Annotated in this window: 16 protein-coding genes and 1 CRISPR repeat array; of the genes, 7 read left to right on the forward strand and 9 right to left on the reverse strand. The window is 61.4% G+C overall.

Going from position 1 to position 22,523, the window contains the following annotated elements; all coding sequences use genetic code 11:
• Positions 1-156 precede the first annotated feature (156 nt).
• Both devC and NW852_RS05095 read right to left on the reverse strand, forming a co-directional pair.
• Positions 157-1,341 (reverse strand): ABC transporter permease DevC, encoded by a 1,185-nt coding sequence (gene devC, locus NW852_RS05090; protein ID WP_414363973.1) that lies wholly within the window; start codon positions 1,339-1,341, stop codon positions 157-159.
• Between the two features lie 10 nt (positions 1,342-1,351).
• Positions 1,352-2,506, reverse strand: coding sequence for an ABC exporter membrane fusion protein (locus NW852_RS05095; protein WP_414371883.1), 1,155 nt, complete (start codon positions 2,504-2,506; stop codon positions 1,352-1,354).
• 264 nt (positions 2,507-2,770) lie between these two features.
• Between NW852_RS05095 and murC the strand changes: the two genes are divergently transcribed.
• The 3 genes from murC to NW852_RS05110 all read left to right on the forward strand — a co-directional run bounded on the left by murC (position 2,771) and on the right by NW852_RS05110 (position 6,160).
• A complete protein-coding gene (gene murC / locus NW852_RS05100) occupies positions 2,771-4,303 on the forward strand; it encodes a UDP-N-acetylmuramate--L-alanine ligase (RefSeq protein ID WP_414371881.1) in 1,533 nt (510 codons plus the stop codon).
• The gene (gene murB / locus NW852_RS05105) at positions 4,300-5,232 is read left to right on the forward strand and encodes a UDP-N-acetylmuramate dehydrogenase (RefSeq protein WP_414426505.1); all 933 of its coding nucleotides are present in this window, start codon (positions 4,300-4,302) and stop codon (positions 5,230-5,232) included. Before murC ends, murB begins: the two co-directional genes overlap by 4 nt.
• Before the next feature lie 148 nt (positions 5,233-5,380).
• Positions 5,381-6,160, forward strand: a complete 780-nt coding sequence (locus tag NW852_RS05110; RefSeq protein WP_414371878.1) for a DUF3598 family protein — start codon at positions 5,381-5,383, stop codon at positions 6,158-6,160.
• On the opposite strand, the gene NW852_RS05115 is transcribed toward NW852_RS05110, so the two are convergent.
• The 7 genes from NW852_RS05115 to frr form a co-directional block, all read right to left on the reverse strand.
• Positions 6,126-6,908 (reverse strand): alpha/beta hydrolase, encoded by a 783-nt coding sequence (locus NW852_RS05115; protein ID WP_414426506.1) that lies wholly within the window; start codon positions 6,906-6,908, stop codon positions 6,126-6,128. The genes NW852_RS05110 and NW852_RS05115 overlap by 35 nt on opposite strands.
• Before the next feature lie 47 nt (positions 6,909-6,955).
• Positions 6,956-7,729 carry a ZIP family metal transporter gene (locus NW852_RS05120; protein WP_414371876.1) on the reverse strand — a complete coding sequence of 258 codons (774 nt, stop codon included), beginning with the start codon at positions 7,727-7,729 and terminating at the stop codon, positions 6,956-6,958.
• A gap of 302 nt (positions 7,730-8,031) precedes the next feature.
• Positions 8,032-9,039 (reverse strand): aspartate-semialdehyde dehydrogenase, encoded by a 1,008-nt coding sequence (locus tag NW852_RS05125; protein WP_414371874.1) that lies wholly within the window; start codon positions 9,037-9,039, stop codon positions 8,032-8,034.
• Between the two features lie 35 nt (positions 9,040-9,074).
• Positions 9,075-10,199 (reverse strand): 3-dehydroquinate synthase, encoded by a 1,125-nt coding sequence (gene aroB / locus NW852_RS05130; protein WP_414371872.1) that lies wholly within the window; start codon positions 10,197-10,199, stop codon positions 9,075-9,077.
• 243 nt (positions 10,200-10,442) lie between these two features.
• Positions 10,443-11,378 carry a M48 family metallopeptidase gene (locus NW852_RS05135; protein ID WP_414371870.1) on the reverse strand — a complete coding sequence of 312 codons (936 nt, stop codon included), beginning with the start codon at positions 11,376-11,378 and terminating at the stop codon, positions 10,443-10,445.
• Between the two features lie 88 nt (positions 11,379-11,466).
• Entirely contained in the window at positions 11,467-14,184 is a 2,718-nt protein-coding gene (locus NW852_RS05140) for a CBS domain-containing protein (protein ID WP_414426507.1), read from the reverse strand.
• A 78-nt stretch (positions 14,185-14,262) separates the two neighbouring features.
• The gene (gene frr, locus NW852_RS05145; RefSeq protein ID WP_414371898.1) at positions 14,263-14,811 is read right to left on the reverse strand and encodes a ribosome recycling factor; all 549 of its coding nucleotides are present in this window, start codon (positions 14,809-14,811) and stop codon (positions 14,263-14,265) included.
• Positions 14,812-14,966: 155 nt separating this feature from the next.
• Here frr and NW852_RS05150 point away from each other — a divergent pair, with 155 nt between their 5' ends.
• The 4 genes from NW852_RS05150 to crtH all read left to right on the forward strand — a co-directional run bounded on the left by NW852_RS05150 (position 14,967) and on the right by crtH (position 19,628).
• Positions 14,967-15,830, forward strand: a complete 864-nt coding sequence (locus tag NW852_RS05150) for a PD-(D/E)XK nuclease family protein (RefSeq protein ID WP_414371866.1) — start codon at positions 14,967-14,969, stop codon at positions 15,828-15,830.
• A 75-nt stretch (positions 15,831-15,905) separates the two neighbouring features.
• Entirely contained in the window at positions 15,906-17,027 is a 1,122-nt protein-coding gene (locus tag NW852_RS05155) for an ABC transporter ATP-binding protein (RefSeq protein WP_414371864.1), read from the forward strand.
• The gene (locus NW852_RS05160) at positions 17,021-17,965 is read left to right on the forward strand and encodes an ABC transporter permease (protein ID WP_414426508.1); all 945 of its coding nucleotides are present in this window, start codon (positions 17,021-17,023) and stop codon (positions 17,963-17,965) included. The genes NW852_RS05155 and NW852_RS05160 overlap by 7 nt, the downstream gene beginning before the upstream one ends.
• A 97-nt stretch (positions 17,966-18,062) precedes the next feature.
• Positions 18,063-19,628 carry a carotenoid isomerase gene (gene crtH, locus NW852_RS05165; RefSeq protein WP_414363959.1) on the forward strand — a complete coding sequence of 522 codons (1,566 nt, stop codon included), beginning with the start codon at positions 18,063-18,065 and terminating at the stop codon, positions 19,626-19,628.
• 56 nt (positions 19,629-19,684) lie between these two features.
• Positions 19,685-22,468: direct repeats of the CRISPR family, unit length 36 nt; unit sequence GTTTCCAATTTCTAGGGATCCCCCCGAAGGGGGAAC.
• The last annotated feature ends 55 nt before the right edge of the window (positions 22,469-22,523 follow it).

Below are 22,523 nucleotides of genomic sequence, written 5' to 3' on the forward strand. Positions count from 1 at the left end.
ACTTATCGTGGGCCATCGTGGGAACTGCCGCGATTGAACCCTCCAGAAACCTTTGGCCGAAGGCCTTTAAAGGGATCCCAGAAGCTTTTGGGCAGTTGAGTTCAAGCCATTCAACAATCCATTCCCCCCTCCCCCATGCAACGCCTTGCCAAAACTTTAGAAGATATCGGCGGGATCGGCTGCCCGCAGCCGCCGCACGGCAATGGCCCCTGAGATAAAGCACATGCTCACCGTCAGGAGCAGCACCAGCACCGCACGGCTGAAGGTCATGGCAATTGGCAGCAACGTGGCATTGGCCGTCAAATCGTAGAGCAAAACCGCCAGGGCAAAAGCGGGAATATATCCCAGACCGGCCAGCAAAATAGCTTCTTGAAACACCACCCCCAGCAAGTAAGTATCCGTGTAGCCCATGGCCTTAAGGGTGGCATATTCTGCCAGGTGATCCGACACATCGGTATAGAGGATCTGATAGACAATCACAATGCCGACGATGAAACCCATGGCCACCCCCAGGCCGAAAATAAAGCCGATGGCCGTGCCCTCCTCCCAGTAGCTTTGCTCCATATCGATAAACTCTGCCCGCGACAGCACCCGCACATCCTCCGGCAGCAAGGCCCGCATCTGCTGCACCAACGGCTGGGGATCCACCCCCGGCTGCAGTTGCACCACACCGATATCCACGAGGCCGCGCTCCCGCTGGGGAAAAATGCGCAGGAAGTTGAGGTCGCTGGTGAGGATGGTGCCGTCGGCGCCAAAGGTAGCCCCCATCTCAAACAGACCCCCCACCTGGACGCGGCGGTTCCCCACCTCGGTAAAGACCTCTCGACCGGACTCAAACCATTCCGGGATGGGGCCAAACTCGCTGCGGGAGCGGCGGTCGAAGAGCACCACGTCCGCCTTCTTGATCTCCTCCAACTTGTCGGGGGTCAGCTCCGGCAACTCCAGCAGGTCGGCAGAGGGATCCACCCCCACCACAAAGATGCTGCGGGTGCGGCGGGTCTGGGGGTTTTTCCAGAGGGCAAAGCCTACATAGACGGGCGAGATGGCCCGTACCCCCTCAAAGCCCAGTGCCTGGTACAGCCGCCGCTGGGAAAAGGTGTTCATGGCAATGAGGGCGTTGGACTGGGGGCTGACCAGGAAGATCTCCCCTTTGAGGGCGACGTGGAAGCGGATGGCGCTCTCCAGCAGGCTGTCTTGGAAGCCCAACTGCATGAACATAAGGATGCAGGCAAAGGCAATGCCCGCCAGGGCCACCAGCAGGCGGATCTTCTCCCGCGTCAACTGCAGCCAGGCCAACGGGATGCGGCGCCCGATAAACGCTACGCTGAACAAGCCGGACATCGTCCCCCCCCTACCCCTCGACCTCGATGGCCACATCTACTTGCAGGTTGGTCAGGCCAGCCACGCGGGCGCTGCTTTCCGGATCCAGGCGGATATACACCTCCACCACACGCGCATCCACATCGGCGGCGGGGTCGGTGTTGAGCACATCTTTCTTGCCGATTTGCAGGCCCAGGCGCTCGACCCGGCCCTGCAGCGTTTCTGGCAGCGCGCGGTTGCTGATGGTGGCCCGTTGTCCGGGCCGCACCCGCAGGATGTCGGTTTCGTAGACCTCCGCCACCACCATCATCTGGTCGGTGTTGCCCAGCTCGAGGATCCCTTTGTCGGCAGCGATAACTTCCCCAGGATGGGTGTGGATCTTGAGCACCTGGCCGGCCCGGGGGGCGCGGATGAGGGTGCGCTCCAGGCGGGCTTCTGCCAGCTCCAGGTTGCGGGCCAGGGATCCCAGTTGCACTTGCGCTTGGGCCCGCCTCAGCCCTGCTTCAGCGGCTTGCACCTGGGCTTGGGCGTTGCGCAGATCCCGCTCGCGGGCCAGGCGCAGTTGATCCAGAGTGGCCTCAGCGGCCCGCAAGTCCTCCTGCCGTTGCCGCACCAGCAGAGCCTTCTGGTCTAGCTCCTGCTGGGAGATAGCCCCCTCCTGCCACAGGGTCTGAAAGCGAGCCAGGTTGGCCTCAGCATCGGCCAGCTCCGCCCGAAGGCGCTCCACCACCGCTTCCTGGGATCGGATCTGCAACTGTTGCGGTTCGTCTAGACGGTTGAGGCGGGTGCGCGCCTCTTCAACTTGGGCTTGGCCAAAGCGGGTCTCGGCCTCTAGTCGGGCGCGGGCTTCTTGCAGTTGGGCAGCAGCATACTCCCGCTCCGCCAGGCGCTCGCCATAGTTTTCCAGTCGCGCCAACACTTGGCCTGCCACCACGCGATCCCCTTCAGCTACCAACAGCTCTCCTAACCGCTCTCCCGGGGGGCCGGCCACCCGCACCACTTCTCCTTCCGGCTCCAGGCGCCCCAGGGCGCCAATACGGGGAGGTAGCCGCGTTTCCTCCGTTGCCTCTGCATTTGCTTCTGATACGGATTGGGTGGCCGCCTGCTGGCTCAGTCCCAGCCAGGCCAGCCCGGCTCCGGCCAGCAATCCAGCTCCCGCAATAGACCAGAGTAGCCGCTGATTCATCGTTCCCTGCCCGTTTAGTTTTGCGGTTGGGGACGGTCGTTACAGTTGCAATTCTTTAATAAATGTAAAGTTTATGGGGCGAGGATGTCCAGGTTTTTCTCATGTGTTTATTTTTCGGGTACTTGTTTTTCTTCGGCTGATCTTCGGTTGTCGGCCTCCGTCGGCTACCTAACCCAAGGGATTCCTGATATGATCTGGCCTGTTCGGGGCCCTTCTGCAGGTGCCAATTTCTAGGTGTGGTGCGAGGAGTGAGGTGGAGTTGCGATGGTGGAAACAGTTGCAGGGGAAGATCCCGTTGTGCCGGCGCCAGCTCGTTCTCCATCTCTGCCTGCCAAAAATTTGGATCCGTTAAAGCCGCTACTGCCGGCTTACCACTTTGTTGGGATCGGCGGAGTGGGGATGTCGGCCCTAGCCTACATTTTGGCCAAGCAGGGGTTTCGCGTTTCCGGCTCAGATATTGCCGCCAATGGCCGTACCCGTCGCCTGGAAGCCTTGGGGGTACGCTTTATTCAGGGCCACACTCTAGAGGGTTTGGCCGGGGATCCCCAGGTGGTCTATTCCAGCGCCATCCGTCCCAGCAACCCGGAATTGGCAGCGGCTCTAGACAAGGGATTAAAGGTTTGGCATCGAGCCGATTTACTGGCCGCCTTGTTTAACCATCGCCCCAGCATTGGTGTAGCAGGCACCCATGGCAAAACCACCACCAGCAGCATGATTGGCTATGTGCTGCTGGCAGCAGGCTGGGATCCCACCTTAATCATTGGCGGAGAGATGGACGCCTGGGATGGCAACGCCCGTCTGGGCCAGGGGGAATATTTGGTGGCGGAGGTGGATGAGTCGGATGGATCCCTGGTGCGGCTTTACCCCAAGATTGGCGTGATCACCAACATTGAGCTAGATCACCCGGATCACTATGCCAATCTGGAGCAGGTAATCCGGGCCTTTCAGCAGTACGGGCAGCAGAGCCAAACCCTGGTGGCTTGCCTAGATTGCCCCAACGTGGCCACCCACCTGGCGGTGGACATTGGCTACAGCCTGGCCGGCCATCCCCAAGCCCAGTACCAGGCGCGCGAGATCGTCTATGCCGCGGACTTTACCTCCGCCGAGATCTGGGAGAGGGGATCCCTCCTCGGCCAGCTCCGCCTGCAGGTGCTGGGATCCCACAACCTCAGCAACGCTTTGGCCGCCGTTGCCGTCGGGAGGCAGTTGGGCTTGGAGTTCCCCGTGATTGCCTCTGCTCTGGCCCAGTTTCGGGGGGTGCAGCGCCGCTTTGAAGCCAAGGGCGAGGTGGGCGGGGTCACCTTTATCGACGACTATGCCCACCATCCCAGCGAGGTTCGCGCCACGCTGCGGGCGGCCCATCTGCAGCAGCGGCGGGTGGTGGCGGTGTTTCAGCCCCATCGCCACAGCCGCTTGGCCGCCTTGTTCCAAGATTTTGCCCGCTGCTTCGAGAATGCAGATGTGGTGGTGATCGTGCCCACATACGGGGCCGGAGAGCCGGCGCCGGAGCGTTCTGACAGCTTGCGGTTGGCTGTGGCGGTGGCGGAGCACCATCCCCAGGTGCGCTATGTGTCTTCTTTGCGGGAATTGCCGCAGGTGTTGGCCTCTGTTTTGCAGCCTGGAGATCTCGCCATTTTTTTGGGCGCAGGCGATCTCAATCAGCAGATAGCCGCTACGATGCGGGCCTATGCGGCTCAGGTGGGGGAGCAGGCTCTGGCAGACTTGGAGGAAAAATTGCCGGGGCAAGCGGAGAATGGGATCGGGGAGATGGGGGCTTCTGAGGTATTGGCATCATGACTACAGCTCCCTGCGTGCCCAATGCCTCCTGCGTTGCCCGGCTTTCTGGGCGGATGCAAGCGGGGATCCCGTTGGCTCCTCTGACCACCTTCCGCGTGGGTGGCAAGGCGGAGTGGTATTGTGAGCCCGGCAGCAACCTGGAGCTGCAGCAGTGTTTGGCCTGGGCGCGGGCCGAAGGGATCCCTGTCACCCTGTTGGGGGCAGGTAGCAACCTGCTCATCAGCGATGCGGGGTTGAGGGGGCTAGTTATCCACACCCGGCGTTTGCGCGGGATGCAACTGTTGGAGGGGGGGAGGATCTGGGCCGCTGCCGGAGAACCTTTGGTCAACCTGGCGCGGGTAGCTGCCAAGCGGGGCTGGAGCGGCTTGGAATGGGCCATCGGGATCCCAGGCACGCTGGGGGGAGCGGTGGTGATGAATGCCGGCGCCCATGGGCGCGCCATGGCGGATGTGCTGGTGGAAGTGCAGATTTTGGATGAAGACCAGAAGCCCTGCCGCTTGGAACCTGCTGCCTTGCAATTTGGCTACCGCCGCTCTCGCCTGCAAGACTTGCCCTGGACGGTTATAGGGGCAACCTTGCAGTTGATCCCAGGCCGGGATCCAGCCCAGGTGCAGTGGGAAACCCAGCGCAACCTCAACCAGCGTCTCAGCTCTCAGCCCTACCATCTACCCAGTTGTGGCAGCGTCTTTCGCAACCCCGAAACCTACCCTGCCGGCTGGTTAATTGAGCAGGCCGGTCTAAAGGGCTACCGGATTGGCGGGGCCCAGATTTCCGAGCGCCATGCCAACTTCATCCTCAATTGCGGCCAGGCCAGCGCCAGCGACATCTATCGCCTGATTCGCCTGGCGCAGGAAAAGGTTTATCAGCAGTGGTCAATACTTCTGGAGCCAGAAGTACGGATTCTAGGCTCCTTTAAGGAAACTGGTTAGAGGGCCAGTACCCCGCAATGGTTGCTTCGAAGGAGCCCCTGGGGGTTGCCACCCACTCCAGAGCTAGCCAAACCATAGGCAAGCGGCGAGCCAAAGAGAGAGTACTCCCCCGGGGATTCTTCCCCGTCCGCAACAGTTCCATCGCTTTATGAAAACCCAGAGACAGTGTCTAGCTTTGCACCTAGGAACGTGGCAGGGCCTCTTTTCCAACTACCGACCCACGGCTCATGGTTGGGAGCTGGTGGGCCAAAAGCGCAGCCTCATCACCTTTGAAGCTTTGGATTTGGGCGGGATCCGCCAAACCAATGCCTACTATCCCCCGCAGGGATCCCCTACCCCCGAAAGCCACCAGAGCTGGGTTTATCAGGATTTCTCGCCCGGCTTGCGCTTTTTCCCTGATGGCTCCTTTTCCAACGGGCGGCTGCAATTGGCACCATTTGGCGATTTTGCCGTCGAGCAGGGCTTCCTCTGGGGGGATTGCAAGGCGCGGCTGGTGCAACAGTGGGACGCCCAGGGCCGCTTGGTGGGGGTGACTGTCATCTTGGAGCAGCGCGGCCAAGCGCTGGATCTTGCTGCCAACTTTCCCTCACTTACCAAGGCGCAACTAAGCCTGGCCCTGCAAGGGCGATGGCGGGGGATCGCCCAGAGCTTTTCTGCCACTGACAGCCTGCTCAGCGAAACTGAAGTTCAGTTTTGGGGGGAAGAGGAAACAGGGATCCGGGCTCCCTTGCCGGGGGGGCTGTGGATTGGCGGGCCGGATCCCTTGCCCATCCCCACCCTGCATCGGGATCGCCGCTTTTCCGTCAGCCTAGGCTGGTTTCCGGAAGGGCCGGAAGGCCGCCACCTGCTGCGCCTGGTGCGGGACTACGACGAGGGCGGCGCCTGGCAACGGGTTACGCTGATCCGGCTGGAGCGGGATCCTGGGTGAGAAAGGCGCAGACCTGGGCAAACACCGTCTCCCGCTCACAGTCCAACGTGAGAATGTGGTCGGAGTGCTCCAGCCAATGCAGGCTCTTCTGTGCGGATCCCAGTTCTTGATAAAGCCACGCTGCTTGTTCAGGATCCACCACCGTATCTTGGCGCGGTTGCAGGATAAGGGTGGGAACTTGGATGCTGGCTACTTCCCCCCTGACCCGCTCGATGAGCTCAAGGGCGCTGCGCACTGCCGTCAGATTGAAGCTGTGAAAATAGGCCACTTTTTCTGCCAGCGCGCGGGCATCGCCATCCCGAATCGGCAGGCGGAAGCGAGGGACATCTTCCAAGAGCCAGCCCAGGCTGTTGAGGTACTGCTCTGGGCGAAAGAGATAGTACCAGTGGTGGCGAATGGCAAAAAACGGCGCCAGCAGCACCAATTTGTGGACAGGATGGGCAAAGGCCAGGTGCAACGCCAGCAGGCAGCCGGTGGAAAACCCCACCAGCGAAACACGCGGGTACTCCTGCCGCAGGGCTAGGTAATGCTCCAAAACCCGCCCGTACCAGTCGGTCCAGCGGGAAGGGGGCATGCGGGGTGCTGGACGCTCGTGGCCAGGGTAGTTAAACCCCTGCACCGTCAGGCCGGCTGCCAGCAGCCGCTCCGCCAGCCACTGCAACTCGTAGACGCCACCCCCCAACCCATGGAGCAGCAGGCAGGCGTGCTCCCTTGATCCCCGCCACAGAAAAGGCTCGTTGCTCAGCATCAAAACCTCGCCTCAAGACTTGACCCAGGTCAGGACAGGATCCCTTTTTAACCCAGAGCAATATCCAGCAGCAGCATCACCACAAACCCACTGAGAACGCCAAAGGTGCCCTCCCGCTCCAACCCCCGCCGGTGCGACTCAGGGATGATCTCATCCGAGATCACAAACAACATTGCCCCGGCGGCAAAGGCCATGCCCCAGGGCAACAAGGACTGCGCCAGAGAAACCACTGTCGCTCCCAGGATGCCGCCGATGGGCTCCACCAGCCCGGTCAGCAGGGCAATGGCAAAAGCAAATAGCCGCGAGTACCCCTGGCCTGCCAGCGACAAGGCCACCACCAGCCCTTCCGGCATGTTCTGCAGGCCGATCCCCAGTGCCAGCACCAACCCATCGCCGACTTGGCCAGTGGCAAACCCCACCCCCACCGCCAGGCCTTCTGGGAAGTTGTGCAGGGCAATGGCGATGATAAAAAGCCAGATCCGCTTTAGATGGGCGCGGTTCTCCCCTTCGATCCCTTTAAAGAAGTGCTCGTGGGGAAGAAACTGGTGGGCACTCTCCAGGAAGATCGCCCCCAGCAACAGGCCCGCCACCATCACCACGGCCGCCCCCAACTGGGAATATCCCAGTGCCAGCGCCGCCTCGGTGCCCGGCACCAGCAGCGAAAACGAGGTGGCGGCCAACATCACCCCACCCCCAAACCCCAGCAGGATCCCTTGCACCCTCGCCGAGAGCGAGGGGAGAAACAGCGCCGGCAAAGCCCCCAACCCCGTCGCCAAGCCGGCCACAAGGCTGGCCAGGGATCCCGTTGCAATTGGATGCACAAGCCACTCTCCGTCAAGGCCCAATGCCTCTCAATTTTCCCCCATCCGCCGGCTCTTTCTCCTCGACGGCTGAAGATGGCTCTCCGGCTGCTGAGGCGCAGCTTGCAACCTTCCCCACAAGTGTCGTAGGCGGATCCCCGCTCTGGAGCTCGTTACCCTGCTAGGCACCAGACAACCCGGGTGTCAATGTTTTTCGTCACTTTCAATAAACTCATCTTGGTGCTAGGCTCTCTAGAACTGAGCTGCCGCCCCTGCGGAAAACGCGTTGCCGATTACAGCGTCTAAAGGTGTTCAGCTTGCAGTTAGTCCTTCAAAAGCAGCTCGGCAATTTGAATGGCGTTGAGGGCTGCTCCTTTGCGGATCTGATCCCCGCACAGCCACAGCTCTAGGGCTTTGGGCTCGGAGATGTCCTGGCGGAGGCGGCCCACGGCCACTTCGTCTTTGCCGGCTACATCAATGGGCATGGGGAAGCGGTTGCGTTCCCAATCTTCGATAAGCACCACCCCCGGAGCCTGGGCCAGAATTTGTCGGGCTTGTTCCACCGGAAAGGGCTGCTCGAACTCCAGGTTGAGGGCCTCGGCATGGGTGCGCAGCACCGGTACCCGCACGCAGGTAGCCGTCAGCCGTAGGTGGGGGGATCCCATAATCTTGCGGGACTCGTTGACCATCTTCATCTCTTCCTGGCAGTAGCCGTTTTCTTGCAGAGGGCTGTTGTGGAGGAAGAGGTTGAAGGCAATGGGATAGGGGAACACCTGCGGCTGCAACGGTTGGCCTTGCAGGTAGGCGCGGGTTTGCTCCTCTAGCTCCACCATGGCGCGGGCCCCGGCCCCGCTGGCGGACTGGTAGGTGGCAGCCACCACGCGGCGCAGCGGGATGTGGCGATGCAGCGGGTAGATGGCCACGCACATTAGGATGGTGGTGCAGTTGGGGTTGGCGAGGATCCCCTGGTGGCGAAAGGCTTCCTGGGGGTTGACCTCCGGCACCACCAGGGGGACATCGGGATCCAGGCGGAAGGCGCTGGAGTTGTCAATTAGCACTGCCCCTGCCTCGACGATGGTCTTGGCCCAAGTTTTGGAAACACTTGCCCCGGCAGAGGCCAAGACCAGGTCCAGACCCCGAAAGGACGCTTCTGCAACCGGCTCCACCGGGATCCGTTCTCCCTTGAAGGTCAAGTGGGTGCCCGCCGAGCGGGGCGAGGCCAACAGCTTCAGCTCTGCCACCGGAAAGCGGCGCTCTTCCAGCAGCTTTAGCAGCTCCATTCCTACGGCTCCTGTGGCCCCCAAGATGGCTACCCGTTGTTGCCGTCCCATGCTTTCTTGTCCTCAGGTCTTCCTAATTCTAGGGTTCAAGAGGTTGCTGTCATTGCGGCCAGAGCGGCCTGCACATCCGCCAGCTCGACTTGATCGGTCAGCTCCGCTTGGCCAATCCGGCGGGGCAGAACGAAGCGGATCCGCCCTTGCTTGACTTTTTTGTCTGCCTGCAGCGCCTGCAGCACCGCCTCCCAAGGGATCCCGGCGGGCCAGTGGCTGGGCAGCCCTGCCCTTTCGATAAGGCGTCGCTGCCGCTCGGCCTCAGTCGCGCTCCACCACCCCAGGCGACGGGCGATCTCCCCCGCAGCCACCATGCCAATGGCAACCGCCTCCCCGTGCAGGTAGCGGCGGTAGCCGGTAACAGTTTCCAGGGCATGGCCGAGGGTGTGGCCGTAGTTGAGGATGGCTCGCAGGCCCCCCTCTCGTTCGTCTTGTTGTACCACCCAGGCTTTGCACTCGGCACAGCGGCGCAGCAGATAGTGCAGATCTGCGGGAGCAAAGTCGGCATAGCGGCTCAGCCTGGGCCGGTCTTCCAAAAACTCAAACAGGTCGGCAGCCTGGATGACGCCGTACTTGATCACTTCGGCTAGGGCTGAAGTAAACTCCCGCCGGGGCAAGGTCTGCAACACCGTTGGATCAATCCACACCAGGCGCGGCTGGTAGAAGGCCCCAATTAGGTTTTTCCCCCCGGGATGGTTGACGCCGGTCTTGCCGCCAATGGCCGCATCCACCATGGCCAAAAGCGAGGTGGGCACCTGCACCCAAGGGATCCCGCGCAGCCAGGTGGCGGCAGCAAACCCCACCATATCCCCGATTACCCCGCCTCCTAAGGCCACGAGGGTGGAGGAGCGCTCCAGGCCAAAGCTCAAGGCAGCATCATAGATCTTGGCCACGGAGCGCAGGGTCTTGTAGCGCTCGCCGGCGGGCAACAGAAAAAGATGGGCGGCAAACCCGGCTTGTTGCAACCCTTGCATCAACTTTTCGGCAAAATGCTTGGCAATACCCGGATGGCTCACCACCAGCACCTTGCCGGCTAGCCCCAAAGCTCCCATCTGGGATCCCAACTGGCTGAGGCTGTGGCCGCCGGAACCTGCGGGGGACTGGATGAGAATGTCGTAGGAGCTGTGGGGAAGCTTGACAGGGATTAGACAGGGATCCATGGGCGCCGCTGTTGAAGAGATGGGATCCAGTGTGGCACGTTCTGGTGCTTGACGTTTTTCCCATGCCTTCTAGCTTAGCCAGTCCTACGGCCCACTTTAGATGAACTGCGTACAGGGCAGGTGGGGAGCTCTTTCTCAGCTTACAAGACTACCCTTGCCTACTGCTCGCGCCAGCGGTGCGAAGCATTCCCCACCAGGTGTCGATCTCCACCCTACGGGGAAAAACGGATCCCAGCGGGCTACTCAGGGCAAAACCGGCAGCAGCGGCAGAATCTCAATTTCGGGGCGCTGGGTTTGGGGGAGAGATTGCGAAGGCCAAGTGGAGCCGCCGGAGCCATAGGCGGCAGGGCTGACCATGCTGTGCTCAGCGATAAGCTGGTTGAGGCGGGCGATGCGCTCCGCGATGGGGGGATGGGTACGCAAGAAGTCCGGCAGGGATGGACGGAATTGCAACTTGGCCAAAAATTGCGACATGCCCCTGGGATCGAAGCCGGCGCGATAGGTGGCCCACAGACCTTTTTCGTCGGCGACAAACTCGTTTTCGCGGCTTTGCGGTCGGCGTACTCCCAGCTCCAGGGCTAGGGCAGCCAAGGTGTTGTCATCGAGTCCCAAGAATTGGGCGCCAAAGCGGGCGGCGGCAGCCTGCTGCAGTTGTTGAAGGCCGTGACGTTCGCTGATATGGGCGATTTCGTGGCCCAAGACAGCGGCAATTTGGTCGTCGTTGTCGGCAGCTTCCAGGGCGCCAGTGGTGATGTAAACAAAACCGCCCATCGTGGCAAAGGCGTTGATGTCTGGATCCTCCACCACCTGAAAGGTATAGGGCAAGTTGGGGCGTTCGCTGTGGGCGGCCAGCCGCTGGCCGATGCGATTCACCCGCTCCACCCAATAGGGATCTGCACTGACGCGAATCTGTCCGCGGGCTTTCAGTTGCTGGTCGATCTGGCGGCCCAAGCTCACCTCTTGGGCATCGTTCATCTGGCTCACCTGCAGCCATTGCAGGCCGTGGATCAGCAGCCGACCCAGGTCTTGGGCTTGGGCAGGGGATCCCATCCCAGCGGCAAGGATGGCCAGTAGAGCAAAGGCAACCGGCTTGGCCGCGCAGCAACTCCTTCTCTGAGAGGGGATGGGGCCCACCAGCGGGATTGCCTCGGCAGCAGAGCGAGGTCTTAATACCCGCATTGGATGCCTCCAAGACAGCCTTCTCTTAGGCTAGCGATCTGGCAATGGGATCGTCCTACCAGAAATGGAAACCCCTCTACCCTTTTGGCTACTTTGACTGAGCTTGCGGCAAGGGGAAGTGTTCCCGCAGCCAGGCTTCTGCCTCAGCGCGAGTGGTGAGCTCGCCGTTGAGGGTGAGGCAGCGCAGGCGATCCAGAATCTCCTGAAAGAGAGGACTCGGCTTGTAGCCCAGGCAACGCAAATCATGCCCGTTGAGGAGCGGCTTCACCCAATGCCACTCCTGCAGGTAGCGCCAGATCAGCCGCCGCGCCGGCTTAGCGGCGAGCCCAGCCAACAGGATCACCGCCGGGATGCGCAGCCTCTGCAGCCGTTGTACCACCTGAGCTGGGGATAGGGATCCGCTTGCCAGTTGCGCCAGCAGGGTTTGGTAAGAGGGAAAATGGCTGAGGCGTTCGATGCCTGCTTGGGTGAGGTGGAGCTGGCTTGCCACCTGGGGCGCTTGGGGGAGCGCCAGAAGCAGAGCTTCCAGGCGCAGTTGCCAGATCTCCTGGGATCCCAACTCGGGGTAGCGGCGGCGGAAGTGATAGGCCCAGCGGCCAACCCGTTGCAGCCGCTGGCACAGGGAAGGCTCCCAGGTTAGATCGGGGTGAATGCAGCGCAGGGCTCCCCAGGCCGAGAGCCGCTCAAAGGCCAAGGGCCAGTCCTGGGAGCGGAGGATGTAGGCCAGCTCCTGCTTGAGGCGCTCCCCGCCAACGGCATCGTGGAGGCCGCTGGCTACAGCAGCGCGGATCCACTCTTCGGTGGTCGGATCCAGCGTAAAGCCCAGGTGCACAGCAAAGCGCACCGCCCGGTAGATGCGGGTGGGATCCTCAATGAAGCTGTTGGGGTGGAGAGCGCGGATGATCCCCTGCTGCAAATCCGCTTGCCCGCCAAAAAAATCCAGCAACTGACCCCGCTGGGGGCCGTTGAGGCGCAGGGCCAGGGCGTTGATGGAAAAATCCCGCCGGTAGAGATCTTGCTGGATGGATCCCATGGCCACCTCAGGTGGCGAAGCCGGGTAGGGGTAAAACTCCGTGCGGGCACTGGCAATATCCACACAGAAGCCCCCTGGCCAGATCAGGGCTGCCGTCTGGAACTTGCCGTGGATCTCCAACCGCGCCTCGGGGAAGTGCTGCTTGAGGGCCTTCCCCAAGATCAACCCCCAGCCCGGCGGATCCGTACCATCGGCGGCCACGGGGTAAGGCCCGTCCACCACCAAGTCCAGATCTAGCCGCTCCAGGCGAGAGGGAGGCTGCCGTCCCCACTGGTGCAGCAGTAGATCCCGCACCGCTCCCCCCACCAGATACAGCCGCAGACCCTTTTCGTCGGCAAGGCGGGCAGCTTCCTCTAGCAACTGGCGGTGCCGCGGCGAGAGAGCGGCAAAGGTGAGATCCAGAGGACAGGAGAGGGCAGGAACAGCTAGGCGAGGCGAGAGGGCCGGCAGCTCGTGCAGGTGCCGCAACACGTCGGTGCGGGTAACAATGCCCACCAATTGGCCATCCTGAAGCACTGGCAGACGGCCAATGTCCCACTGCACCATCAGCCGCTGGATCTCCGCCAGCGGAGTGTCGGGGGAGAGGGTCTTGACATCCGTGGTCATGTAGCCCTTGACGGGGGCATGGCCAAAGCCGTGGTGCAGGGCAATGTCAATGTCCCGCCGCGAGATCACCCCCACCAGGCGGCCCTGGGCGTCCACCACCACCAGGCCAGAGTGGCCGTAGCGCAGCAGCACCCGCTGCGCCTCCTGGATGGTAACCTCGGGCCGAATGGTGCGCACCGGTGAGGACATCAAATCCTTAGCCGTCACCGGCGGCGGGATCCGCTCTTTAACTGCCTGGATGAGGTCGGCCAGCACCTGGGCTGGATCGGGCAAGGGCTGGCCTGGGGAGGCTTTTAGGGTAGCTGCTGCCGCGCAGTCGTGGCCCCCGCCGCCGTAGCGGGCCATCACCTGGCCCAGTTGGACAAACTCCTGCCGTGCCCGCCCGATGAGGCTGAGCCGCTCCCCTTGCCGTGCCACCAAGAGCAGCACATCCACCCCTGTCAGCTCCATCAGCCGCATCACCAGGCCGGCCAAGCCGGGCACAAACTCCGGCAACTCCAGCAGCCACATTCCCAGGCGGTACTCCCCCACCTCCTCCACCTGCATCTGGGCCAACCCCTGACTCAGCAGCTCCTGCATCAAGGGGGTAAGGCCATCCCCCAAGAAGCGCCGCAACAACACCAGGTTTACCCCCTGCTGCAACAGCCAGGTGAGGGCGGCAGCGTCGCGGGCCGTGGTTTCCGGGAAGGTCAGGGATCCCGTGTCCATGTGGATGCCCAAAGCCAGGGCCAGCCGCTCAAAGGGGCTGAGGCGGATCCCAGCCGCCTGTAGCCGCTCCACTAGGAGGGTACAGGTGGATCCCACCGCCTCAATGTGAGCGCTAACTTGCTGCTGGGGCCACAGGCGCTCGGGCGGGGTTGGCGGATCCCCGACATGGTGGTCAAAGATCTCGATCTGCGTCCCGGGTGCGCTCAACCATGCAGCGGCCTTGCCCAGGCGATCCGGATCGTGGCAATCTACCAGGATCCAGCGCTGCACCTGGCGGGGATCCACCGAGCGCAGCTCGATGAGGGGAAACTCGTCCCGGTAGAGGGCCAAGAACTCCTGCACCCCCGGCAGGGATCCGCCGGTCAAGGCAATACGAGCACCTGGATAGAGCCGGGCTGCGCCCACCGCCGCCCCCAGGGTGTCAAAATCTGCCGCTTGATGACACAGGATAAGATTCATGCTACAAGCCCGCCCTCCCCCTCCTGATCGAAGCCAAACTCTGGCTATAGGGATCGAGGGAAAGCGCTGCTGCAAGTCCTAGAGCGTAGTTAGTTCCTTTTCTTTCTCTGCCAGCAGCTCGTCAATCTTCTTGACATAGCGGTCGGTCAATTTTTGGATCTCTTCTTGGCGACTCTTGGATTCGTCTTCGGAGATCTCGCCGTTTTTCTCCTGCTTGCGCACCGCGTCAATGGCGTCGCGGCGAATGTTGCGAATAGAAACCCGGCCCTCTTCGGCCAGCTTGGCCACCTGTTTGCTCAGCTCTTTGCGGCGCTCTTCTGTTAGAGGAGGGATGTTGAGGCGCACCACCTTGCCGTCGTTGCTGGGGGTTAGGCCCAGGTCGGAGGCGACGATGGCCCGCTCAATTGCCGCCAGGGTCGAGGGATCAAAAGGCTGGATCAAGAGAGTGCTGGCATCTGGAGTGGTAATGCTGGCTAGCGCCTTCAGGGGAGTGGGAACGCCGTAGTACTCTACTTGAACGCGATCCAGCAGGCTGGCATTGGCCCGCCCGGTGCGCACCGTGTTAAAGGAGCGCTGGGTGGCCTGCACTGCTTTGTTCATCAACTCCTCGATCTCAGCTAGCTCCACGGCCTTTTCCTCGCTCTCAAGACGGTTTGCCAAGGCTCAGGCGCTAGTGGCCAAAAACCAAAACCTCTAGCGCCAGCCTGAGTTTAATTCTATCCCTTTCTAGAGGCCATTCTTTGTCCTGGCAGCCGACCCAATTGCAGTCCCCTCGAATCGTCATGAACTTCTCGTCTTGGTCCATGTCCGGGATCCCTTCCGCTCTTTCCTCGCTGAGGTTGGGGCTTGAGCAGGTCAACCTCTCGGCTTCGGCTCTATCGCTATTGGACTACTGCCCCCGCTTGTTTTGCTACGTGTACCTAGAGCGGCTCCTCTGGCCTGCAGCCAATGCCTTTGAGCACGAAGCAGAACAACGGCGAGGCCAGCAGTTCCACCGCCTGGTGGAGTGGTACAGCCGCGGGCGGCAGGTGGAGCCGCGCTTGTCTGCCTTGGACGAGACAGTACGCCAGTGGTGGCAGGTGTTCTTGGCCAGTCCTCATGCCCATCCGCAGGGGCGGGTGTTGGCCGAATTGCCCCTCTGGCAGCGCATAGAGGGGTTTAACCTCACTGCCCGCCTGGATCGGCTGGTGATTGCCCCGGGATCCCTGCACATTGTGGATTGGAAGACGGAGCGGCAGCGCCCCCCCGACGAACAGTTGGCCCAGGACTGGCAGGTGCGCCTCTACCCGCTGCTGCTGTGTGGGGTGGCCGATCAACTGCCCCTGGAAGTCCCCTTCCAGCCGGAGCAGGTGCAACTAACCTTTTGGTATGTGCAACACCCGCAGCAGCCTTTTCAGCTGCGCTACAGCGCCGCCGCCTACGAGCGGGATCTGGCCCACCTCAAGGCCACCCTGGCCCGTCTGCGGCAACTGGAGGCGCAGGACTTTCCCGGGATCCCCTACGGTGAACGCTGTGCCAGTTGTCTGTTTTGCTCCCGCTGCCACGGGCTCATGCCGCAAGGGATCCCTGCCCAGGACCTCACCGCTTGGGTCTGGGGGGCCCAGGAGCAAGCAGGGGAAGAAACGCCGGAGGCGGAATGGCTGTAGGGCGCCCGCCTGCCCACCCCCCTGCACCGCAAACCTGCATACTGGGTTAAGAGTAGTGCAAGGCTGTTAACCGCGATGGCAGGCATCAGTGCTGGCCTTTCCCAGAATCCTGACTGGGATGTGGAGCTCAAGGGGATTCGCAAGCGCTTTGGCAACTTCGTGGCTCTCGATGGCATCACCTTGCAGATTCGGCGAGGCGAGTTTTTTGGCCTATTGGGCCCCTCTGGCTGCGGCAAGACCACTTTGCTACGCATCATCGCTGGCCTGGAAATGGCCGATGCTGGCGAGGTAGTGATCCGCGGGCGCCCCGTAAGCCACCTGCCCGCCCACAAGCGCAATGTCAACACCGTGTTTCAGAGCTATGCCCTTTTTCCCTTTATGACGGTGGAGGAAAACGTCGCCTTTGGCCTGCGCATGCGGGGGGTGCGAGGGGAGGCCCTGCACAAGCGGGTGGCCGCTGCCCTGGAATTGGTGGAGATCGGGGATCTGGCTAAGCGCAAGCCCCAGGAACTCTCCGGGGGGCAGCAGCAGCGGGTGGCCCTGGCCCGCGCCTTGGTCAATGAGCCGGAGGTGCTGCTATTGGATGAGCCGCTCTCGGCGTTGGATGCTAAGTTGCGCAAGCAGCTTCAGGTGCAGTTGTGCGAATTGCAGCGCCGCCTGGGCATGACGTTTATTTTCGTTACCCACGACCAGGAGGAGGCCTTGGTCACCAGCGACCGGGTGGCGGTGATGCGGACCGGACGCATTGAGCAAGTCGGCCCCATTGACGAGGTGTACGAGCGGCCGGCAACTGCCTTTGTGGCGGACTTTCTGGGAGCCAGCAACCTTATCCAAGGGATCGCCTGTGGCACAGACTGCGTGGATACGCCCCTAGGCAAGCTCAAAGTGCCCGGGATCCAGCCCAACTTGGAGCCGGTGCAGTTGGCCATCCGCCCAGAAAAGATTCAGCTTTCCCGTAGCGGCTGGGATCTGCTGCCCAACCAAGTGCCGGTGCGGGTGGAAAACCTCATCTACACCGGGGCGGAGAACCAGTACTTGCTGCAGACGGCCAATGGACAGCAGCTCAAGGCCACCGCCCTCAACACGGATATTGAGGAGGCGGGGTTTGAGATCGGCGAGGCGCTGGTGGCCCACCTGCCCCCCAAGAGCCTGGTGCGCCTGCGGCCGGATCCCCGGCAGGAGGATCCCCCATGCTGAGATGGCCAGGGATCCCTTCTTCTGGCCAGCGTGCCCAGGTGCGCGCCGGGGAATTGCTCTCCCCCTGGCAGGAGCTGCTGCACAGCCTCATCTTTGCCGGGCCGGGGGTGCTGTGGGTGGTGGTGTTTTTGGTGCTGCCGGGACTGCTGCTCTTGGCCTGCAGCTTTCTCAGCCGCGGCGAGTTTGGCCAGGTGGGACTGCCCCTGACGCTGGCCAACTACCTGCGCATTCTCGGCTACGGCCCCCTGGGGTGGACGCCCATTTACTGGCAGATCCTGGGTCGCAGCCTGGTGGTGGCGGCCGTCACCACCTTCTTTTGTGTGCTCCTGGCCTATCCCCTAGCTTTCTTTATTGCCGCCCACCCGCCCCAGCAGCGGGATCTCCTGCTGACGCTGGTGGTGGTGCCCTTTTGGATTAACCTAGTGATTCGCACCTACGCCTGGATGGTGGTGTTGGCGCCAGAAGGGTGGCCAGCTCGCCTGGCCGCCTGGCTAGGCTGGATCCCACCGCAGACGGCTCTCTACCCCAGCTGGCTGGCCGTGTACCTGGGCATGGTCTATACCTTTTTGCCCTACATGGTCTTGCCTCTCTACACCGCAGTGGAGCGCATTGACTGGCGCCTGGCGGAGGCAGCCCGGGATCTCTACGCCAACGGCTGGCAGGTCTTCTGGTGGGTGCTTTTTCCCCAAACGCTGCCGGGGCTGGCGGCGGGCTTGATCCTGGTGGCCATCCCAGCGCTGGGCATGTTCGTGGTACCGGACTTGCTGGGGGGCAGCAAGACCCTGCTAATTGGCAATGTCATTCAGATGCAGTTTGGCGCCAGCCTGGACTACCCCTTTGGAGCGGCCCTTAGCTTTCTGGTAACTGGGCTAAGCCTGGGGTTAATCTACGCCTACAGCCGCTATGCTGGCAGCCGCGGCCTCAAAGACCTGCTCTGAATCGTTGCGAGCTCCAAGGGATTGCCCAAGTGCCCTGCGCCGCTTGCTGGCAAGCTCTGCTAGGTTGAGATACTGGCATTGCACTAGTAAGGATCCCTTGACTCAAACGCTCTCTTCTCGACCTCAGGCTACAGCCACTCCCGCTTCTCCCTCTTCTGTTTGGGATGTCATTGTCATCGGCGCTGGGATCGGCGGGCTGGTGGCGGCCACCCAGTTGGCGGCCAAAGGCTACCAGGTGTTGGTGTTGGAAAAATACCTCATTCCTGGTGGCAGCGCTGGCTACTTCGAGCGTCCGGATCCCAACGGCAACGGGATCTACCGCTTTGATGTCGGGGCTTCCATGATCTTTGGCCTGGGCACTCAAGGTACCACCAACTTGCTCACCCGCGCCCTGGCTGCTGTGGGCCAGTCTTTGGAATCCATCCCTGACCCGGTGCAGATTGCCTACCACCTGCCCCAGGGGCTTAGCCCGCGTGTGCACCGGGACTACGAGCAGTTTTTGCAGGAGCTAGCCAGCTATTTCCCTCAAGAAGCGGGCAGCATCCGCCGCTTCTACGACAGCTTCTGGCCTATCTTCAACAGCCTCAACGCCATGGAGCTCCTCTCTTTGGAGGAGTGGGGCTATCTCTGGCGCTCTTTTGTCGGTAACCCCCGCGCCTGCCTGACCTTGGCCCGCTACTTGCCGGTGAATGTGGGCCAGGTGGCGCGGCGCTACCTACGGGATCCGGCGCTGCGGCGCTTTGTGGATATGGAGTGCTACTGCTGGTCGGTGGTGCCGGCAGATCGCACGCCCATGATCAACGCCGGCATGGTGTTTTGTGATCGCCACTACGGCGGCGTCAACTACCCCAAGGGAGGGGTGGGGCAGATTGCCCAGAAGTTGGCCCAGGGGCTAGAGGCCTGTGGGGGGCAAATCCGCTACGGGGCGCCAGTGCGGCGGATTTTGGAAGAACGGGGCCGCGCCGTGGGCGTCGAGCTCTCCAGAGGGGAAAAGCTCTTTGCCCGCAAGATCATCTCCAATGCCACCCGCTGGGATACCTTTGAGCGCCTCTGGCCTGGATCCCTGCTGGCGGCGGAGCGGCGCTGGCAGAGCCGCTATCAGCAATCCCCCAGTTTCTTAAGCTTGCACCTGGGGGTGCGGGCTGAGGCCCTGGCTGGCGAGCGCTACTGTCACCACATTCTTCTAGAAGATTGGCAAGACCTGGAGGCGGAGCAGGGCACGATCTTTGTCTCTATTCCCACCCTCTTGGATCCGGAGCTGGCCCCGCCGGGCTGCCACATCGTCCACGCTTTTACCCCCAGTTGGATGCAGACCTGGCAGGGCTTGGGCCCGGAGCAGTACCGGCAGCAAAAACAAGCGGCAGCCAAACGCCTTATCCGCCGCCTGGAGGCCCTCTGGCCAGAGCTGGGATCCCACATTGAGCTGCTGGAGGTGGGCACTCCCCGCACCCACCGCCGCTTCTTGGGCCGCGTCAACGGCACCTACGGCCCCATCCCTCGCGGCACTCCCTGGGGCCTCTTGGGCATGCCCTTCAACCGCACCGCCATTCCCAACCTCTACTGCGTGGGCGATAGCACCTTCCCCGGTCAAGGCCTCAACGCCGTCGCCTTCTCCGGGTTTGCCTGCGCCCACCGGGTAGCTGTAGACCTTTCCAATTCCTAGGGATCCCTCCAAGAAGTAGCCCCCGCCAACGCGGGGGCTTTTGTTTGTTGCTCTTAGTTTCCACTCTCTAGGGATCCCCCCGAAGGGGAACCCAGGGTTTTAGTGGTGTATTGCCACATGGACAAAACGTGGCGTTTCCAATTTCTAGGGATCCCCCCGAAGGGGAACCGTTTTAGACGCCTTAGTGAAGGCTGTAGAAGTTCTAAAGCCTTTGTTTCCAATTTCTAGGGATCCCCCCGAAGGGGGAACTGTTCACCAGCCTTAACAACTGCTACCTCGTTGAGGTGTTTCCAATTTCTAGGGATCCCCCCGAAGGGGGAACAAAATGGAAAGATCTACATTCCATATCAAGAGTTCGATTATGGGAAGTTTCCAATTTCTAGGGATCCCCCCGAAGGGGGAACTTAAGAACGGGATGCCCCACCGCTCTGTATTTGATAACTCTGGCGTTTCCAATTTCTAGGGATCCCCCCGAAGGGGGAACTTAGTGAGCTCCTGAGAATTGCCCTGGGAATCGGGAGTTTCCAATTTCTAGGGATCCCCCCGAAGGGGGAACCTGAAGCCAGCAGCGAAGAAGAGCTGCGGGATTGGGTTTGTGTTTCCAATTTCTAGGGATCCCCCCGAAGGGGGAACGGCAACCCCCTCGGGCTCATGCTTCCACAGCCCGAGAAGGTTTCCAATTTCTAGGGATCCCCCCGAAGGGAGAACGATTGAGCAAGCCGAACGCGAGGTAGCGTTCGCGCTGCAGAAAGTTTCCAATTTCTAGGGATCCCCCCGAAGGGGGAACTGGACTTGTCGTTCACCACCCTCACCCACAACTATGGTTTCCAATTTCTAGGGATCCCCCCGAAGGGGGAACTTTGGGAGCTCTGTATGCGAATGGAGTCCATGGATCTGAGGGCGGTTTCCAATTTCTAGGGATCCCCCCGAAGGGGGAACCGCGTTAGTCAGCCAGTTGGCTACTGGTCACTCCCTATGCTCAAGTTTCCAATTTCTAGGGATCCCCCCGAAGGGGGAACACCGGTACAGAGCAACTGGACTGCGGGAGCTACGGGGATGTTTCCAATTTCTAGGGATCCCCCCGAAGGGGGAACCGGCCTTCCTCGTCACCAAAGCGGCGACGGGCTGCAGGTTTCCAATTTCTAGGGATCCCCCCGAAGGGGGAACGTTCCGGCTCCGCTTCCCCTTCCTGCTCCGCCAGCGGTAATTTCCAATTTCTAGGGATCCCCCCGAAGGGGGAACTCCAGGTGTGTCTCGTGGATGCCGGCAATGTAGTTGCCGGGGGCATTTCCAATTTCTAGGGATCCCCCCGAAGGGGGAACAACATTCGGCTCTCCCTGAGAGAGCCTGATGAGGAGTTTCCAATTTCTAGGGATCCCCCCGAAGGGGGAACGCAACAACTCAAGCCCGAGCAGCGGTTAAAGCTCATAGGAAAGTTTCCAATTTCTAGGGATCCCCCCGAAGGGGGAACCAGGTGGACCGGGATCTGGAGGAGCTCTGGGCGGCGGTTTCCAATTTCTAGGGATCCCCCCGAAGGGGGAACTTCGACTACGTTCTCAAGGGTGTAGGTCGGGTGCCAGAGGTTTCCAATTTCTAGGGATCCCCCCGAAGGGGGAACAACTCCCGCGGGCACCCGGCCCGCATCACCCCCTGGGAACGTTTCCAATTTCTAGGGATCCCCCCGAAGGGGGAACGCAGCTTCATCAATTCCCGGGTTATTGACTCCTTACGGTTTCCAATTTCTAGGGATCCCCCCGAAGGGGGAACAGTGCCACCAGGCGGGCTTGCTCCTGCTCGTTCAGGTTTCCAATTTCTAGGGATCCCCCCGAAGGGGGAACACGACACCCTCGTCTATGTGAACTCAGACGACTGGGCCACAGGTTTCCAATTTCTAGGGATCCCCCCGAAGGGGGAACTCGACTGCCTTGAGTCGGTATGTCCGGCTTCGGTTGAACTTGGGGTTTCCAATTTCTAGGGATCCCCCCGAAGGGGGAACTTCTAAGTAGTCAGGCAGCCGAGGTGCTGCTGATGAAGTTTCCAATTTCTAGGGATCCCCCCGAAGGGGGAACACTCATACGAAGGGCGTCAGCCTCTTCGTACAACACAGTTTCCAATTTCTAGGGATCCCCCCGAAGGGGGAACATCCCCGAGGCCTACCGGCAGGGGATGGACTGGTTGTGCCGGTTGCGTTTCCAATTTCTAGGGATCCCCCCGAAGGGGGAACCGCGACCGTCCACCATGTCCCCGGTGCGGCAACACCCAGACGTTTCCAATTTCTAGGGATCCCCCCGAAGGGGGAACCAGCGCAGTGTCTGGATGACTCGATGGTGCTGCTGCTGCTAAGTTTCCAATTTCTAGGGATCCCCCCGAAGGGGGAACCGGCCATTCACGGGCTAAGGGCGTTCGCCGACGCCTACGGGTTTCCAATTTCTAGGGATCCCCCCGAAGGGGGAACCCCGCTGGGAGCTGACGCAGGAAGAACGCGAGGTAGCGTTCGGTTTCCAATTTCTAGGGATCCCCCCGAAGGGGGAACCGCCCCGCCAGCCCGGCAGGAAGGGGTTTCTATCCAGAGCGTTTCCAATTTCTAGGGATCCCCCCGAAGGGGGAACCGCCGTCACAGTGTGGATTTTTACGTCTTGTCTGACGGTTTATGTTTCCAATTTCTAGGGATCCCCCCGAAGGGGGAACCGCTCCACAGTCGCCCAAGTCGGCAAAGGCTGCTAAGGCTAGTTTCCAATTTCTAGGGATCCCCCCGAAGGGGGAACCACCTTCCTGGTCAAGGGCTTGTCGGACGACACCCTCGTGTTTCCAATTTCTAGGGATCCCCCCGAAGGGGGAACCTCTACCCCTATTAAACCCAAGCGGGGCAAGGAATGCAAGACCCATTTGCGAGGG

Origin of the sequence: Synechococcus sp. H60.1, from assembly GCF_047462335.1 — a bacterium.
Classification (GTDB): domain Bacteria; phylum Cyanobacteriota; class Cyanobacteriia; order Thermostichales; family Thermostichaceae; genus Thermostichus.

Excerpts from the sequence above, each read along its gene's own strand:
- NW852_RS05140 (WP_414426507.1), bottom strand. The coding sequence starts at position 14,184 with ATGAATCTTATCCTGTGTCATCAAGCGGCAGATTTTGACACCCTGGGG.
- NW852_RS05115 (WP_414426506.1), bottom strand. The coding sequence starts at position 6,908 with ATGCTGAGCAACGAGCCTTTTCTGTGGCGGGGATCAAGGGAGCACGCC.
- aroB (WP_414371872.1), bottom strand. The coding sequence starts at position 10,199 with ATGGATCCCTGTCTAATCCCTGTCAAGCTTCCCCACAGCTCCTACGAC.
- NW852_RS05150 (WP_414371866.1), top strand. The coding sequence starts at position 14,967 with ATGAACTTCTCGTCTTGGTCCATGTCCGGGATCCCTTCCGCTCTTTCC.
- NW852_RS05125 (WP_414371874.1), bottom strand. The coding sequence starts at position 9,039 with ATGGGACGGCAACAACGGGTAGCCATCTTGGGGGCCACAGGAGCCGTA.
- NW852_RS05095 (WP_414371883.1), bottom strand. The coding sequence starts at position 2,506 with ATGAATCAGCGGCTACTCTGGTCTATTGCGGGAGCTGGATTGCTGGCC.
- NW852_RS05160 (WP_414426508.1), top strand. The coding sequence starts at position 17,021 with ATGCTGAGATGGCCAGGGATCCCTTCTTCTGGCCAGCGTGCCCAGGTG.
- NW852_RS05155 (WP_414371864.1), top strand. The coding sequence starts at position 15,906 with ATGGCAGGCATCAGTGCTGGCCTTTCCCAGAATCCTGACTGGGATGTG.
- devC (WP_414363973.1), bottom strand. The coding sequence starts at position 1,341 with ATGTCCGGCTTGTTCAGCGTAGCGTTTATCGGGCGCCGCATCCCGTTG.
- murB (WP_414426505.1), top strand. The coding sequence starts at position 4,300 with ATGACTACAGCTCCCTGCGTGCCCAATGCCTCCTGCGTTGCCCGGCTT.
- NW852_RS05135 (WP_414371870.1), bottom strand. The coding sequence starts at position 11,378 with ATGCGGGTATTAAGACCTCGCTCTGCTGCCGAGGCAATCCCGCTGGTG.
- NW852_RS05110 (WP_414371878.1), top strand. The coding sequence starts at position 5,381 with ATGAAAACCCAGAGACAGTGTCTAGCTTTGCACCTAGGAACGTGGCAG.
- murC (WP_414371881.1), top strand. The coding sequence starts at position 2,771 with ATGGTGGAAACAGTTGCAGGGGAAGATCCCGTTGTGCCGGCGCCAGCT.